Origin of the sequence: Streptomyces sp. NPDC004610, from assembly GCF_040609715.1 — a bacterium.
Classification (GTDB): Bacteria; Actinomycetota; Actinomycetes; order Streptomycetales; family Streptomycetaceae; genus Streptomyces.
The window spans coordinates 215,278-230,680 of the sequence record NZ_JBEXLA010000009.1 but is presented as its reverse complement, the minus strand read 5'-3'; the positions used below and the strand labels follow the sequence as shown (position 1 = coordinate 230,680).

The window sequence follows — 15,403 nt, the reverse complement described above, 5'->3', positions numbered from 1 at the left end:
TGGATCCAGGCGAGGGAGAGCCACCCCATGCAGACCGCACTGCCGACCGATCGTGAACGCGCCGCCCTCCAGGCGTATCTGCGCCTGCTGCACACGGTCAGGGCGGCCTGCGACATGGATGCCGGGCCACCCGGGACCGGTCGGCCACCCCTGGTGCCCCCGGCCGTGCTCGCCGAGGCCGATCGGGCACTGGCGGAGGCGGGACTGAGCGGCAACGAGGAGGCGCTCTTCCGGATGCTGGGCAGGTGGTGCCCGCCGTCCGGGGGGTCACGGGCGTGATGACCTCGCGGCGACGCGGAGCGGTGCGGCTGTGCCGGGTGGGTGCCGGGGTGACGGTGATAGCCGACATTGTTCGGCGCGGCGCCTCTGCGCCGGGTCAGTCGTGGGGTGGCGGTCGGGCCGATGCCGTCCGGCGTGGCGCTCCGCGCCGGGTCGGTGCCGTGACGCGGTCCGGCTGGGGGCCGCTGTGCCGGGTTGGTCCCGGGGGACGGTCGCGACCGACGCCTGCCCGGCGTGGCGCTCCATGCCGGGGCCGAGCCGCGACGCGGTCCGGCGGGGGCGGCGACTCGGTGCCGAGTCAGTCCGGCGGGACGGTCACAGCCGTCGCCCGGCACCGCGCACCAACCCGTGCCGGGTCAGTCCTGGAGGGACGTCACGACCGACGCCGCCCGGCACCGCGCATCAACCCATGCCGAGTCACCCTCGGAGGGACGTCACGACCGACGCCGCCCGGCACGGGCCCCGTCACCCCAACGGCACCGCAACCGCCGTGGTCGCCAACCCCTGCTGGATCGTCCAGCGGCCCTCGAAGTACCGCAGGCGCTGGCCCGCGATCAGTGGGCCGGGGACGAGGAGTTCGGCGCGCAGGGTGCCGGAGGCCGGTGTGTCGGGGGTCGCCGGGTCGGGGGTCAGGTCGATGTCCGCCTCGGAGAAGTCGAGCCAGGCGCCGGTCAGGGGGAACCACGCCTTGTAGACGGACTCCTTCGCGCTGAACAGCAGCCGGTCCCAGTGCAGGTCGGGGCGGTGGGCGGTCAGCCGGGCGAGACGGTCGCGCTCGGCGGGCAGTGCCACCGCCTCCAGGACCCCGTCGGGGAGCGGGCCGTGGGGTTCGGCGTCGACGCCGAGCGAGGCGAGGTCACCGGCGCGGGCGAGCGCGGCGGCGGCGTAGCCCTCGCAGTGGGTCATGCTGCCGACCAGCCCCTCGGGCCAGCCGGGGGCGCCCCGCTCGCCGGGCAGGACGGGGTGGGGCGGGACGCCGAGCCTTTCCATGGCGGCCCGCGCGCACATCCGCACGGTGGCGAACTCGCGGCGCCGTTTGGGGACGGCCCGCTCGACGCGGGCCGCCTCCTCGGGGTAGAGGGCCGCCTCGGCGGCGTCGTCGTGGGCGAAGGTCTCCACCGCGACCACGGAGGCGGGCAGCAGCTCCTCGATCACCGGGCGGCGACCTCCTCGGTCAGGATCCGGCGCAGCTTGCCGGGGGGTTCGTCGCGCTGCCGCCACTCGCGCGGGTAGCCCACGGAGACCTCCTCGAAGCGGACGCCCTCGTGGAAGGTGGTCCGCGGGATGTGCAGATGGCCGTAGACCATGGTGCGGACGCGGAAGCGGTGGTGCCAGTCGGCGGTGAGGCCGGTGCCGCACCACATGGCGAACTCGGGGTGCCAGAGCACCTCGGTCGGGTGGCGGTCCAGGGGGTAGTGGTTGACGAGGACGGTGGGGAGGTCCTCCGGGAGCGCGGCGAGGCGGGCCTCGGTGTGGGCGACCCGGGCGCGGCACCAGGCCTCGCGGGTGGGATACGGGTCGGGGTGGAGGAGGAACTCGTCGGTGCAGACGATCCCGGTGGAGTGGGCGTACTCCAGTCCCTGTTCCTTGGTGGTGCTGCCGGCGGGGAGCCAGGAGTAGTCGTAGAGGAGGAAGAGGGGGGCGACGGCGACCGGGCTCTCGGGGGTCTGCCAGAGGGGGTAGGGGTCCTCGGGGGTGACGACGCCGAGGTCGCGGCAGAGGGCGACGAGATGCTCGTAGCGCGGGACGCCGCGGAGGGTGACGGGGTCCTTGGGGTGGGTCCACAGCTCATGGTTGCCGGGGGCCCAGACGACCTTGCGGAAGCGGCCCGCGAGGGTGCGCAGGGCCCACTCGATGTCGGCGACGGTCTCGGCGACATCGCCCGCCACCAGGAGCCAGTCGTCGTCGGTCTCCGGGCGCATCCGCTCGACCAGGGCGCGGTTCTCCGCGTACCCGATGTGCAGATCGCTGATGGCCAGCAGTTGACCGGTGCCGGCGGCCGTGGATGTCACCCGTACCCCCCTGAACCAGCGTGGATCATCCGAAGGTCACCACGAGAACACACTCCCCAGGTGGCGGGCAAGGGGCACCGGGGGCGGGTCGCCGCCCTGGCGTACGGGGGCGTCGGGACGGTGAACGGGGGGCCGCGTTCCGGGGGGACATCATCGGAAAATCCGTAACACGCATGTTGCACGCGGGGTTGCTTCAAACCCGTATGATCGCCCCGACACCACCCGCCGCGAACCCCCTGCCCCGCAGGCGGCTCGGTGTATCTCACAAACCACCCCTGTCCGGGTACGGACGTGCTTCGTCGTGCCCGCGAACCGTGGAAGGACGGCCCTGCATGGTCTCTCGCGTACGCGTCTGGCTCAACCGCACGTACGCGGAGAATGTGTTCTTCATGGATCAGCTGCGGCGAAATCCCAGCGACCGGGCCGTCGAGATCCACGCCACCCACGGTGACCCCGACTCCCCCGTGCTGGCCGCCGCCGACACCGCCGAGCTGGAGCCGGAGGGGCTGTCCCCGGCGGGGTACGTGGAGTACGCGCTCGACCAGTGCAGGCGGCGGAACATCGATGTCTTCGTGCCCCGGCTGAACCAGTCGGCGATCGTGGCGCACCGCGCCGAGTTCACGGCGGCCGGTACCGCGCTGCTGGCCCCGCCGCCGGAGGCCGTCGCGGTGTTCCGGGACAAGGTGATCGCCTATGAGGCCGTGCAGGCGATCGGGGTGCCGGTACCGCCGTGGTGGCGGGTGCGCAGCGCGGACGAACTCCTCGCCGCCGTCGAGGAGTTGGAGGCGGCCGGGCACAAGGCGTGCTTCAAGCCCGCGTCCGGGGCGGGCGGGGTCGGGTTCCGGATGATCACCCGGACGCCGTTCTCCCTGCTGCATCTCAATGGCTTCCCGACCCCCTATGTGCAGCTCGATCTGGTGCTGGAGGCGCTGCGGCAGGCGGAGGAGCCGGTGGACTGGCTGGTGATGCCCCGGCTGGAGCAGCCGGAGGTGTCGGTGGACTGTCTGACCGGGCCGGACAACCGGGTGCGGCTGGCGGTGGGCCGGACGAAGAACGGGCGGCGGCGGGGGTTCACTCTGAGCGAGCAGTGGGTGGGCCCGGCCCGGCTGACCGCGGAGGGCTTCGGACTGCACTATCTGTCGAACATCCAGTTCCGGATGTTCGGTGACCGTCCGGTGCTGATGGATGTCAACACGCGTCCGGCGGGCGGGCTGCACCAGCTGTCGCTGTGCGGGATCAACGCCCCCTGGGCGGCGGTGCAGCTGGCGCTCGGCGAGGATCCCGGCGAGATCGCGCCGCCGTTCCTCGGGCAGGACTACACGGTGGTCTCGGGGCCGCGTCCGCTGCTGGATTCCGTACCGGCGCAGCGTGTGGAGGAACCGGAGCCGGTGCGGGCCGCGCCGCCCGCCCCCCGGTCGGCGCACGCGGTCCAGACACCGGCCGAGGTGCTGCCGCTCCAGCCCTTGACACCGTAATTGGTCCATACCAACTTGGGTTGCGCACCACTCGTACTCCCGAACACCCCACACCATCCCAGGGAGATCGCGTGCGCAACCTACCTCTCAGACGTGCCCGCAGACGTCTGCTCGCCCTGTTCGGGGCCGCCGCCCTGGCGCTCGCCGGGGCCGTCGCCCTGCCCGGTACGGCCCATGCGGCCAATGTGCTGACCAACCCGGGGTTCGAGTCCGGCGCGCTCGCGCCCTGGACCTGCTCCGGCAACCTCGGGTCGGTCGTCTCCACCCCTGTGCACGGCGGTTCGCGCGCGCTCCAGGGCGCGGCGAGCGCGAGTGACATCGCCCGGTGCGCCCAGACCGTCGCCGTCCAGCCGTCCACCACCTACGCCCTGACCGGCTGGGTCCGCGGATCGTATGTCTATCTCGGTGTCGACGGCGGCGGTTCGACCTGGACGAACTCACCCTCCGGGTACGCCCAGCTCAGTCTGTCCTTCACCACCGGCGCCACCCAGACCAGCGCCACGGTCTATGTGCACGGCTGGTACGGGCAGGGCACCTACCAGGCCGACGACATCAGCCTGGACGGACCGGGCGGCAGCAACGACACCCAGGCGCCGACCGTGCCCGGCAGCCTGCGCTCCACCGCGCAGACCGCGACCAGCGTCAGCCTCGCCTGGAACGCCTCCACCGACAATGTGGGCGTCACCGCGTACGACATCTCCAACGGGGCCGGTCAGGTGCTCAGCGTCGCCGGGACCACGGCCACGGTGACCGGGCTCGCGCCCAGCACGACGTACACCTTCACGGTCCGGGCCCGGGATCTCGCGGGGAACACGTCGGGGGCGTCCAACGCGCTGTCCGTGACCACCGGGCCGGGCAACCCCGACCCCGGGTTCAAGCAGGCCGCGCCCTATCTGTACCTCGGCTGGGGTGACCCGCCGAGCGCGCCGACGGTGATGAGCGCGACCGGGATCAAGTGGTTCACGATGGCGTTCATCCTCTCCTCCGGCGGCTGCAACCCGGCCTGGGACGGCAGCCGGCCGCTGACCGGCGGCAACGACCAGGCGGTCATCAACTCCATCCGGGCGGCCGGCGGGGACATCGTGCCGTCGATCGGCGGCTGGAGCGGCAACAAGCTCGGCCCGAACTGCGCCACCGCCGAGGCCCTCGCGGGCGCCTATCAGCGGGTGATCGACGCCTACGCCCTCAAGGCCATCGACGTCGACATCGAGAACACCGATGAGTTCGAGAACGCGGTGGTCCAGGACCGGATCCTGAACGCGCTGCGGATCGTCAAGGCCAACAACCCCGGGCTGCGGACCATCATCACCTTCGGCACGACCACCACCGGGCCGACCACCTGGGGCAACCGGCTGATCGAGCAGGCGCGGGCGCTCAACGCCAATATCGACGTGTTCACCATCATGCCGTTCGACTTCGGCGGCGGCGCCGACATGTACGGCAACACGGTGAACGCGTCGGAGGGGCTGAAGAACAAGCTGAAGTCGGTCTTCGGCTGGGACGACGCCACCGCCTACGCCCATATGGGCATCTCCGGGATGAACGGGCTCAGCGACCAGCAGGAGCTGACCTCGGTGCAGACCTGGACGCAGATCCGTGACTGGGCCAACGCCCGCCATCTGGCCCGGCTCGCCTTCTGGTCCGTCAACCGCGACCGGCCCTGCCCGGGTGGCGGGGTGACCAGCAACTGCTCCGGCATCGCCCAGAACAACTGGCAGTTCACGTCGATCACGGCCGGGTTCACCGGCTAGCGCGGCAGGCGCCCAGAGACCGCGTGGGGGTACCCGGTGTCCTCGTACCCACGCCCCTGGTCCGACCGACCGGACCTAATCCGGGTACCCCCACGTCTTCGCCAGCTCCGTCAGCCGGGGCGGGAGGTCGAGGCCGGGCGCGGCGGGGCGGGCCGACTGGATGCGGCCGGACTTGATGGTGCTGCTCCAGTCGCCGAGCTGGGGCCGGAAGACACCGTGGTCCTGGCGGCCGTAGTCCAGCATCGACGCCTCCCACTCGACGCCGAGATGGCCGCACAGCTCGCGGGTGGCGGCCTCGGGTTCGGCGGTGAGGTGCTCGTAGCGGAGGACGTGGACCTGGGCCTGCGGCAGACCGGTGCGGGCCTCTTCCAGTTTCTCGCTGTAGCCGAGCACCTCCGCGCGGATCTTCTCGGGGTCGGGGTCGGTGCGGCGGCTGGTGAGGGAGGTGATCACCGCGCCGGGGTGGCGCAGCAGCAGGATGTACCGGGCGTCGGGCCAACATCGGTGCAGTCGGGGCCAGATGAGGGTGTTGGCGGGGGTCTTGTCGACGATGACGTCCTTGCCGCTGCGGTGCAGTTCCAGATGCAGCACCCGGTCCCAGAGGACATGCTCCAGCTCCTGCCTGTCCAGTGCCAGTTCCTTCATGGCGGCGGCGGTGAAGTCCCGGCCGAGCTGGACGTTCAGGGTGCGCAGATGCATCTCGTGCGGGGCGCGGATCCGGCTGTGGCTGTTGAGCAGCACTCGGAGCAGGGTCGAGCCGGAGCGGACCGAGGAGAGTATGAACACCGGGGAGTCCACCAGACGCGGGGCGAGCGGGGCGACATAGCCGTCGCGGACCGGGGTGGTGGGCTCGGCCCCGCGCGGGGCCGGGAGCGCGTTGAGGCGGCTGCGGGGCGGGCCGACCGCCTCGGCGATCAGCCGCCCGCGCCTCCTGAGTCCCTTGCCGATCGCGGACATACGCGGATCCCGCACGGTGCACCTCTTCTCCATGGACTGTCTCTGTCCGGGTGCTCCGCATCTCAGGGGCGGCAGGCGAACTCCAGATGTCCCGGAGACGACTCGGAAACGTCCTGGAGGCGACGCACCCGCGTCACCGCGCCCCCGGAATGGGGGATGATCAGCCGCTTTGCCGGTTCCTTAATTCTTCATGGGAATGGGGGCGAGAAATGCGGTCAATGGGGGATCCGGGCCAGGAAGTCAACTGAGATAGGCCAGGCCCGGATGGACCGCCGTGTACCCGTCGACCAGCCGTCGGGCCACGTTGACCGAGTCGACCAGCGGATGCAGGGCGAACGCCTTCACGGCCGTCGTCCGGGAGCCGGAGGCCGCCGCCGCCATCACCTCGCGCTCGACCGCCTTCACCGCGCACACCAGCCCGGTCGCGTGCAGGGGCAGCGGGTCGACGGTGACCGGGTGGGCGCCATGGGCGTCGACCAGACACGGCACCTCGATGACCGCCTCGACGTCCAGCGCGGCGAGGGTGGTGCGGTTGCGGACATTGAGGATCAGGGTGGTGCGCTCGTCCCGGGCGATGGCCCGCATCAGGGCCAGGGCGACCTGCTCGTATCCGCCGGACAGATCGTCGGCCTCGCGCTCGCCCGCTCCGGCGCTCTCCCGGTTCTCCGCCATATAGGTGGCCTCGCGCTCGGCGCGGGTGCGGTTCCAGGCGGCGAGGGCCGGGGCCGCCGGGTCGCCCAGTTCGGCGTAGAACCCGGCCTGCTGGTCGCGGAGGAAGGCGCCGCGGGTCCGCTCGGCCCGCCGGTAGGCGTCCACGGTCTCGCGGTTGAAGTAGTAGTAGTGCAGATACTCGTTGGGGATCGCGCCGAGCGAGCGGAGCCAGTCGGGGCCGAAGAGCCTGCCCTCCTCGAACGAGCCGAGCAGCGCAGGGTCGGCCAGCAGCCGGGGCAGGTGGTCCCGCCCGGCGACCCGCAGGCCGCGCACCCAGCCGAGATGGTTGAGACCGACGTAGTCGATCCATGCCTCGGCCGGATCCGTGACGCCCAGCACCCGGGCGATCCGGCGGCCGAGGCCCACCGGTGAGTCACAGATGCCGATGACCCGGTCGCCGAGGTGGCGGGACATCGCCTCGGTGACCAGTCCGGCCGGGTTGGTGAAGTTGATGACCCAGGCGTCGGGGGCGAGCCGGGCGACTCGGCGGGCGATGTCCACGGCCACCGGTACGGTCCGCAGCCCGTAGGCGATGCCGCCCGCGCCGACGGTCTCCTGACCGAGGACCCCCTCGGCGAGCGCCACCCGCTCGTCCTGCGCCCGCCCCTCCAGTCCGCCGACCCGGATCGCGGAGAACACGAAGTCGGCGCCGCGCAGGGCCTCGTCCAGGTCGGTGGTCGCCGTGACGGCCGGAGCGCCGGGGACCCCGGCGGCCTGCTCGGCGAGCACCCGGGTGACCGCGGAGAGGCGGGCGGCGTCCAGATCGTGCAGCACGACCTCATCGACCCGGCCCTCGCCCCGGTCGCCGAGCAGCGCCCCGTACACCAGCGGTACGCGGAATCCGCCGCCGCCCAGAATCGTCAGCCTCACGCCGTCTTCTCCGTCTCTCCGGTCGGTCGGTCGGTCACTCGGGTTGGTATCCCGGTCGGTGTCCCGGTCGGTGTCCCGGGTCAGTCGCCCGGGTCAGTCGCCCGGGTCGGCCGCCCAGGGCGGTCTCCGCTGATGAGCGATGGGTCAAGGGGTACCACTGGGCGGACACCGAAGGCACCCCGGGGCTTCAGGGCCGCTTCATCCGTGCGTCCGGGGGCCACGGCATTGTCCATCGGGTGAGTGACGGCAGACCGGCCGGACGCGCGGGCACGGGCGTCGGGCTCCATCGACACCGCGCGTTCGCGGCGCCGGTCCGGCTGGGGCGGCCAAGGGGCTGAACGCGCCGGAGCGCCGGGAGATCGAGCTGACCGGGGAGAACGACCGGTTCTCGGTGGAGATCGACTTCGGGCGGCGGTTCGCCGGGTTCGCGCCCGTGCCCGCGCGGCCCGCGCGCCCCGCCGCCGCGATGCTGGTGCGGGGCACACTGGCGTACTGGCGTACTGGCGTACTGGCGCTTCGACGGCCGTGCCGACGGCGCCGAGGTGACCGGCACGGTCCGTGATCTGTCGGGGCACGGCAACGATCTCACCCTCCAGCGGGTCCTGGACGGGACACTGACCTGGTCCGGTGACCACCACCCCGACCAGCCGGGCCACGGCAGCCTGCGGTTCGAGGCGGGCAGGTCGGCGCTGCGGGGGGGCGTATCTGCGGACCGTGGACGGGGCACCGCTCAACGCGGCGACCTTCCCGCGCGGGTACACCGTCGAGGCGTTCTACAAGGTGCCGGGCGACTGGACCGGCTCCCGCAACGCCTGGGGCGGTCTGATCAGCCGCACCGGCACCAACGGGCAGGCCGGGAACGCCGAGGGCGATCCGGAGGAGGCGCTGGCGACCCTCTCCCTGTCCGACGGGCCGGGACTCCAGTGGGCCGTGCGCCCGCTGAACCACCGGGGCATCGTCACCAACTGGAGCCATGAGACGGCCCGGGAGACCTGGTGGCACGCCGCCGTCGTCAACGACGGCCGCCACACCACGCTCTACGTCGAGGGCTGCCCGGTCGTCCGCGACCCCGCCGCCCGCACCACCGGGCTCACCTCGCTCGGGCTGCCGTGGCTGCTCGGCGGCTGTGAGTACGGGGGCCGGATCGAGCAGATCCACCATGGGTGGCTCGGCGATGTCCGAGGCGTCGAACGGGCGCTGCCGGTGTCCGGGTTCATGAACCGCTGACGCGCTACCCGGCGGTCGGCCGGTAGGCCGGTAGGTATGGGGTGGTGGCTCCCGGGTACGGGGGCGGCGGGTCCCGTGCCTCCCGGGTACGGGGGCCGTGGCTCTCGGGTGGGAGGCCCGGATATCCCTCTCATCGGTGAGGACCGGTGGGAGGGACGCGGCCGATACTGGAGCGGCCCGGTCGTCCCGCATGTGCCGGAGGGTGGCCGGTCCGGCCGGCCTCCGGCACCAGCCATCAGCCCCCGGTCCCGAGGAGCCGCCCATGTCCGTCGTCGTCCCGTCCTGGATCGCCCCCGTCGTCATCCGGCTGCGCACCACGCATCCGTATGTGGTGGACGGGGCGCTCGCCGCGCTCGTGCTGTTCGCGACCACCCTCCAGTGGATCTTTCCCGGCGAGAAGTCCGAGCAGTTGACCTGGCAGGGCTTCGTGCTGGGGGCGGCCACGGCGGTGCCGCTGGTGTGGCGGCGGCGGGCGCCGTTCCTGACGGCCTGCGCGGTGTCGGTGGTGACCCCGGTGATGGCGATCCATCACGCGCCGCCGCCGGACGTGGTGTACGGCGGGGTCGTGGCGCTCTACACGGTGGCCGCGCTGTGCCCGCCCGTGCAGCGGCGGATCATGCTGGCGGGCTGGCTGCTCGGGGTGGCGGCCACGATGAACCACTTCGAGGTGCCGAAGCCCTATGAGTACGCGTTCCATCTGATGACCGTGGTGTGCGCGTACGCGCTGGGCATGCTGGCGCGGCTCCAGCGGGCGTACACCGCCCAGTTGGAGGACCGGGCGCGGCGGCTGGAGCGGGAGCGGACCGCCGACACCCAGCGGGCCCGCGCCCAGGAGCGGTCCCGGATCGCCCGGGACATGCACGATGTGCTGGCGCACGCGGTCAGTCTGATGGTGGTCCAGGCGGAGGCCGGGCCGGTGGTGGTGCGCCGGGATCCGGAGCGCGCGGAGGCCGCGTTCGACGCCATCGCGGCCAGCGGGCGGGACGCCATGGGGCAGTTGCGGCGGATCCTCGGGGTGCTGAAGGAGGAGCAGGCCAAGGGCGTGGTGGTGGCGGAGCGGCTGCCGCAGCCGGGGGTGGTGACCCTGCCGGAACTGGTGCGTCAGGTACGGGAGTCCACCGGGCTGCGGGTGGAGATGCGGACCTCGGGTGAGCCGACGGCGCTGCCGCCGGACACCGATGTGGCCGCGTTCCGGGTGGTGCAGGAGGCCCTCACCAACACCGTCAAACACGCACACGCCTCCTCCGCCACGGTCGCGCTGGACTGGACGGAGGACGCCTTGACGCTGACGGTGACCGACGACGGGCGGGGGCCGGCCGACCTCTCCGGCCCCTCCGACCTCTCCCACCCCTCCGGCGCACCGGGCGCAGCGGGCGGGCCAGGCATGTCCGGCCGCCGCCCGCCCGGGAGACCGGAGGGTGAACCCGGTGGCGGTCAGGGGCTGATCGGTATCCGGGAGCGGGCCTCGGCCTGCGGCGGGACCGCGGAGAGCGGGCGCGGACCGCGCGGCGGGTTCCGGGTGCTGGTGCGGCTGCCGGTGGCCGCCGCCGAGCGGGAGGCGGCCGTCGGGTGAACGTACGGGTGGTGGTGGCCGACGATCAGGAGCTGGTCCGCAGCGGCTTCAGCATGATCCTGGAGGCGCAGCCGGACATCGAGGTGGTGGCGGAGGCCGGGAACGGCGCCGAGGCGGTGGCCGCGGTGCGCGACCACGCACCCGATGTGCTGCTGCTGGACATCCGGATGCCGGTGATGGACGGCCTGGAGGCGGCCCGCCGGGTGTGCGCGGGCTCCGGCTGCAAGGTGGTGATGCTGACCACGTTCGACCTGGACGAGTATGTGTACGAGGCGCTGTACGCGGGGGCGAGCGGCTTTCTGCTGAAGGATGTCCGCCGGGACGATCTGGTGCACGCGGTGCGGGTGGTGGCGGCGGGTGACTCGCTGCTGGCCCCGGCGGTGACCCGGCGGCTGGTGGCGGACATCGTGCGGCGCCGCCGGGCGGAGGCGGCGGCCGAGGTCACCCCGCGGCGGCTGGACGTGCTCACCGCGCGCGAGGTGGAGACCTTGCGCCTGCTGGCCCGGGGCCTGTCCAACGCCGAGATCGCCACGACGCTGTTCGTGAGCGAGCACACCGTGAAGACCCATGTCAGCAATGTGCTGAGCAAGCTGGGTCTGCGGGACCGGGTGCAGGCGGTGATCTGCGCCTACGAGACGGGGCTGGTGGCGCCGGGCGGTATGGGGTAGGGGTCTGGGGCGGATCCGCGATGGGGCCGGGACGGGTCCGCGTTGGGGCCGGGACGGGTCCGCGTTGGGGCCTGGGGTCCGGCCAGAGACCGGGGCCGGTCGGGGCCGGTCGGCTCGGAGACCTGGGGCCGCCGGTCGGCTCAGAGACCCAGGCCGGTCCCCTCAGGCGCCCGGGACGGGTCCGCATAGGAACCCGGGGGGCCAGCCAGAGGCCAGGGCCGGTCGGGGCCGGTCGGCTCGGAGACCTGGGGCCGCCGGTCGGCTCAGAGACCCAGGCCGGTCCCCTCAGGAGCCCGGGACGGGGCCGCGTAGGAGCCCGGGGGCCGGCCAGAGGCCAGGGCCGGTCGGGGCCGGTCGGCTCAGAGACCTGGGGCCAGTCGGCTCAGAGACTCCGGGCCGGTCCCCTCAGGCCCCCGGGACGGGGCCGCGTAGGGGCCCGGGGTCCGGTCCGCGTAGGGGCCAGGAGTCCGGCCAGAGGCCCGGGGCCGGTCGGCTCGGAGACCCCGGGCCCGGTCCCGCTCCGGCGCCCCGGGCCGGTCCGCTCAAGCGCCGGAGGCGATGCTCAGCGCTTCTCCTCGTCCAGTTCCTCGAAGAGGGTCAGTTGGAGGGCGCCCGGGGCCTCCAGACGGGAGTTGAGGGAGTTCCAGGGGGTGCGGGTCGGCTCGGCGACGATCTGCGCTCCGGCGGCGGCGAGCCGGGCCGTGGCGACCGTGGAGTCGTCGACCTGGAAGGCGACCCGGATCGGACCGGCGACGCGTCGGCCGACCTCGACGTCGTCGATGAACGCGGCGTGCTTCGGGTCGGTGATCTCCAGGGTGGCCCGGCCCGCCTCCAGGATGGTGACGTGTCCGCCGTCGGAGGAGAACGCGGCGCGCTCGGGCAGTCCCAGCACATCCCGGTAGAAGTGCAGGGCGGCGTCGTAGTCCTCGGCGGTGACGACCAGACGCAGTTCGCGGACGGGAGAGGGGGAAGAGACGGCGGGTTCGGTGGGATCGGCGGGCATGGGCGCTCCTTCGCTGGTCACGGACGATCACCTCAACCCGCGCGCGCCGGTGTCCATTCCTGGCCGGGGGCGGACACGCCGTTTCAGCGCCGCGCCCGGTCTCCCTCCCGGGAGTGAGCCGGGCCGTCGTCTCCCCCGTGCGGGCGAGTGGGAGAACCGCTCGTCCCGGCGATCCGGGCGGACCCGGTGCGCCGGGAGGCTGAGGGCATCCAGTCCACGATCTGCCGGGAGGCACCGTGTTGACCGCACTCGCCCGGACGGCGACCCGCCGCCCGCTCACCGTGATATCGCTCTGGGCCCTGTTCCTGCTGCTGGGCTTCGGGCTCGGTACGGGGGTGTTCGCCCGGCTCTCCGACAATGTCCCGGAGGTGCCGGGCACCGAGTCGGAGGCGGCGGCCCGGTATCTCGACCGGGCCGACCCCGACGGCGAGTCGATCACCGCCGTGGTGAAGGGGCCCTCCGTCGACGGCCCCGCGCTGCGCGAGGAGGTCGGGCGGGCCGTGGCCGAACTGCGGTCGCTCTCCGGGGTGGCCGCCGTCCCCGACCCGTACTCCACCCCCGGGCTGGCCTCGGAGGACGGGCGGGCCCTGCTGATCCCGGTCACCTTCGACGGCGGGCTGGACGACAGCGCCGAGGAGCGGGTCATCGACGCCACCGCCGAGCGCCTCCACGCGATCGAGTCGGCCGAGGTGCATGTCAGCGGCGGCCCGCTGCTGGGCACCCAGCTCGGCGGTCAGGCCCAGGAGGATGTGCGCAACGCGGAGCTGATCTCGCTGCCGGTGGTGCTGGCGCTGCTGCTGGTGATCTTCGGCGGGCTGCGCGCGGCCGGGCTGCCGCTGGTGATCGCGGTCAGCGGGATCGCCGGGGCGTTCCTGGCGCTGTTCGTGTTCAGCCAGGTCACCGATATCTCGGTGTACGCGATCCAGGTCACCACCATGCTGGGCCTCGGTCTCGCGGTGGACTACGCGCTGCTGATGCTGGTCCGGTTCCGTGAGGAGCGCCGGAGCACACCGGATGTGACGGAGGCGGTGCACCGGACGGTCGCGGCGGCCGGGCGGACGGTGCTGTTCTCCGGGCTGACCGTGGCGGTGAGCCTGACCGGGCTGCTGGTGTTCCCGAGCGTGTTCCTGCGCAGCATGGGGCTGGCGGTGGCCGCCGTCGTCGTCATCGACATGCTGGCCGCGCTGACGCTGCTGCCGGCGCTGCTGGCCCGGTTCGGGGCGAGGATCCCGGCGGCGAAGGAGAAGCCGGGGGGCGCGGAAGGCCGGGTCTTCGCCCGGCTGGCCCGGTTCGCCGCGCGCCGCAAGGTGGCCGTGGTCGCGGTGACCGTCCCCGCGCTGCTGGTGCTGGCGCTGCCGGTCGCCGGGCTGCGGATCAACATCGGCGACGCGACCCAGCTCCCCGCCGGCACCGAGGCCCGGCAGCTCCACGACACCCTCGGCGCGCACTTCCCGCCCGGTACCGGGGTGGCCCCCGTCACCGTCGTCATGGAGCCCGGCACCGACCCGGCGACCGCCGACCGGATCCGCGCGCTGTCGCCGCGCGCCGAGAGCAGGGAACTGCCGGGCGGCGCCACGGTCGTGGAACTCCCCCCGCCGGGCCGCGTCGACGGCGACGGGGCCACCGCCCTGGTCGAGCGAGTACGGGAGCTGCGCGGCCAGGAGCCGGTGACGGTGACCGGTACGGCGGCCCGGCTGGTCGACTTCCGGGAGATGCTGAACGAACGGGCGCCCTGGGCCGCGCTGACCGTGCTGGCGGGCATCTTCGCGCTGCTGTTCGCCTTCACCGGTTCGGTGCTACTGCCGCTGCGCACCATCGCCACCACGCTGCTCAGTCTGGGGGCGGCGCTCGGGGTGGTGGTCTGGGTCTTCCAGGACGGGCATCTGGCCGGGCTGTTCGGCTCGCAGGAACTCGGCGCGCTCAGCCTCACCGCGCCCCCGCTGATCATCGCCATCGCCTTCGGTCTCGCCATGGACTACGAACTGTTCATCCTGGCCCGGATGCGGGAGGCGCGGGCCGGTTCCGGTGACGACCGGGAGGCCGTGGTCACCGGGCTCGCCCGCTCGGGCCGGGTGGTGACCTGCGCCGCGCTGCTGCTGGCGATCGTCTTCGGCGCGTTCATGACCGGCGGTTTCGCCCCCATCCTCCAGATCGGCCTGGGTCTGACCCTGGCGGTCCTGATCGACGCGACGATCGTCCGGATGCTCCTGGTCCCGGCGACGATGGCCCTGCTGGGCCGCTACGCCTGGTGGGCCCCCGCACCCCTGCGCAGGGCCCACAACCGCATCGGCCTGACGGAAACGCCCCCGGCGCCGACACGGGAGCCTGCCCGGCTGTAACGGGGGCCCCGTCCCGGGCGGGTCGTCCCCGGGCGGGTCGTCCCCGGACGCCCTGCCCGGCCCACGGGCCCACGGGCCCACGCCCCAAGGGGACCCCACACGAGCCCCGCCCCAAGGGGGACCCCACGAGGCCCGCCCCGAGGGAGGACCTACCGGCCGGGCGGGGGCCTGCGCGCCCGGCGCCCCGGGCGGACTTCCACGGAGCCGGGAACCCTCCGGGCCCCTCCCCTCCCTTCCCCCACTCTCCCCTCCCCCCTCCCCTCCCGAGCCTGCCCCAGGGCCGAACAGGCATCGGGCAGGCCGCGAAGACCGGGCACCAGCGGGCCGGAACGGGCCATGGACGGACCGGCAAGGCCGTGGCCCCTGACCGGACCACAGTCACCCCAGCCCGAAAGCCCTCACGCGAGCCCCCGCCCGCCGCCAACCCCAGGGCCCCACGAGCCCCGGGCCCCCAGACCCCCCGGACCCCCCGGACCCCTTCACAGCCTCCCCCCAGCCAAGCAACGCACCATGCACTCACACGAGTCGTATGAACAGA

At 73.2% G+C, this 15,403-nt stretch carries 11 protein-coding genes and 1 pseudogene; 7 read left to right on the top strand and 5 right to left on the bottom strand.

Annotation, left to right across the window (positions count from 1 at the left end):
• Positions 1 to 27 precede the first annotated feature (27 nt).
• Positions 28 to 279, top strand: a complete 252-nt coding sequence (locus ABZX40_RS12765) for a hypothetical protein (RefSeq protein WP_355732185.1) — start codon at positions 28 to 30, stop codon at positions 277 to 279.
• 465 nt (positions 280 to 744) lie between these two features.
• Here ABZX40_RS12765 and ABZX40_RS12760 read toward each other — a convergent pair whose 3' ends face one another.
• Complete coding sequence (locus ABZX40_RS12760; protein WP_355732186.1) at positions 745 to 1,434, bottom strand: 4'-phosphopantetheinyl transferase superfamily protein; 690 nt, start codon at positions 1,432 to 1,434, stop codon at positions 745 to 747.
• On the bottom strand, positions 1,431 to 2,291 hold the full coding sequence (locus tag ABZX40_RS12755) for a metallophosphoesterase (protein WP_355732188.1): 861 nt from the start codon (positions 2,289 to 2,291) through the stop codon (positions 1,431 to 1,433). Before ABZX40_RS12755 ends, ABZX40_RS12760 begins: the two co-directional genes overlap by 4 nt.
• 332 nt (positions 2,292 to 2,623) lie before the next feature.
• Here ABZX40_RS12755 and ABZX40_RS12750 point away from each other — a divergent pair, with 332 nt between their 5' ends.
• Together ABZX40_RS12750 and ABZX40_RS12745 are read left to right on the top strand one after the other, a co-directional pair.
• Positions 2,624 to 3,766 (top strand): ATP-grasp domain-containing protein, encoded by a 1,143-nt coding sequence (locus ABZX40_RS12750; protein WP_355732190.1) that lies wholly within the window; start codon positions 2,624 to 2,626, stop codon positions 3,764 to 3,766.
• Positions 3,767 to 3,837: 71 nt separating this feature from the next.
• On the top strand, positions 3,838 to 5,517 hold the full coding sequence (locus tag ABZX40_RS12745; protein ID WP_355732192.1) for a carbohydrate binding domain-containing protein: 1,680 nt from the start codon (positions 3,838 to 3,840) through the stop codon (positions 5,515 to 5,517).
• 75 nt (positions 5,518 to 5,592) lie between these two features.
• Here ABZX40_RS12745 and ABZX40_RS12740 read toward each other — a convergent pair whose 3' ends face one another.
• Together ABZX40_RS12740 and ABZX40_RS12735 are read right to left on the bottom strand one after the other, a co-directional pair.
• Complete coding sequence (locus ABZX40_RS12740) at positions 5,593 to 6,474, bottom strand: sulfotransferase (RefSeq protein ID WP_355732683.1); 882 nt, start codon at positions 6,472 to 6,474, stop codon at positions 5,593 to 5,595.
• Between the two features lie 240 nt (positions 6,475 to 6,714).
• Positions 6,715 to 8,055 carry a 6-phospho-beta-glucosidase gene (locus ABZX40_RS12735; RefSeq protein ID WP_355732194.1) on the bottom strand — a complete coding sequence of 447 codons (1,341 nt, stop codon included), beginning with the start codon at positions 8,053 to 8,055 and terminating at the stop codon, positions 6,715 to 6,717.
• Positions 8,056 to 8,377: 322 nt separating this feature from the next.
• Between ABZX40_RS12735 and ABZX40_RS12730 the strand changes: the two are divergent.
• The 3 genes and pseudogenes from ABZX40_RS12730 to ABZX40_RS12720 form a co-directional block, all read left to right on the top strand.
• Positions 8,378 to 9,282: pseudogene (locus ABZX40_RS12730) on the top strand (Tat pathway signal sequence domain protein); the annotation flags it as partial.
• A 262-nt stretch (positions 9,283 to 9,544) separates the two neighbouring features.
• On the top strand, positions 9,545 to 10,855 hold the full coding sequence (locus ABZX40_RS12725) for a histidine kinase (RefSeq protein WP_355732196.1): 1,311 nt from the start codon (positions 9,545 to 9,547) through the stop codon (positions 10,853 to 10,855).
• Complete coding sequence (locus ABZX40_RS12720) at positions 10,852 to 11,523, top strand: response regulator transcription factor (RefSeq protein WP_355732198.1); 672 nt, start codon at positions 10,852 to 10,854, stop codon at positions 11,521 to 11,523. Before ABZX40_RS12725 ends, ABZX40_RS12720 begins: the two co-directional genes overlap by 4 nt.
• Before the next feature lie 562 nt (positions 11,524 to 12,085).
• Here ABZX40_RS12720 and ABZX40_RS12715 read toward each other — a convergent pair.
• On the bottom strand, positions 12,086 to 12,526 hold the full coding sequence (locus ABZX40_RS12715) for a VOC family protein (protein WP_355732200.1): 441 nt from the start codon (positions 12,524 to 12,526) through the stop codon (positions 12,086 to 12,088).
• Between the two features lie 236 nt (positions 12,527 to 12,762).
• Between ABZX40_RS12715 and ABZX40_RS12710 the strand changes: the two genes are divergently transcribed.
• Positions 12,763 to 14,865, top strand: coding sequence for an MMPL family transporter (locus tag ABZX40_RS12710; protein ID WP_355732201.1), 2,103 nt, complete (start codon positions 12,763 to 12,765; stop codon positions 14,863 to 14,865).
• Positions 14,866 to 15,403: the final 538 nt, after the last annotated feature.

What these genes read in the sequence shown, in the direction of transcription:
- ABZX40_RS12765 (WP_355732185.1), top strand. Translation starts at nt 28, where the DNA reads ATGCAGACCGCACTGCCGACCGATCGTGAACGCGCCGCCCTCCAGGCG.
- ABZX40_RS12750 (WP_355732190.1), top strand. Translation starts at nt 2,624, where the DNA reads ATGGTCTCTCGCGTACGCGTCTGGCTCAACCGCACGTACGCGGAGAAT.
- ABZX40_RS12740 (WP_355732683.1), bottom strand. Translation starts at nt 6,474, where the DNA reads ATGTCCGCGATCGGCAAGGGACTCAGGAGGCGCGGGCGGCTGATCGCC.
- ABZX40_RS12725 (WP_355732196.1), top strand. Translation starts at nt 9,545, where the DNA reads ATGTCCGTCGTCGTCCCGTCCTGGATCGCCCCCGTCGTCATCCGGCTG.
- ABZX40_RS12715 (WP_355732200.1), bottom strand. Translation starts at nt 12,526, where the DNA reads ATGCCCGCCGATCCCACCGAACCCGCCGTCTCTTCCCCCTCTCCCGTC.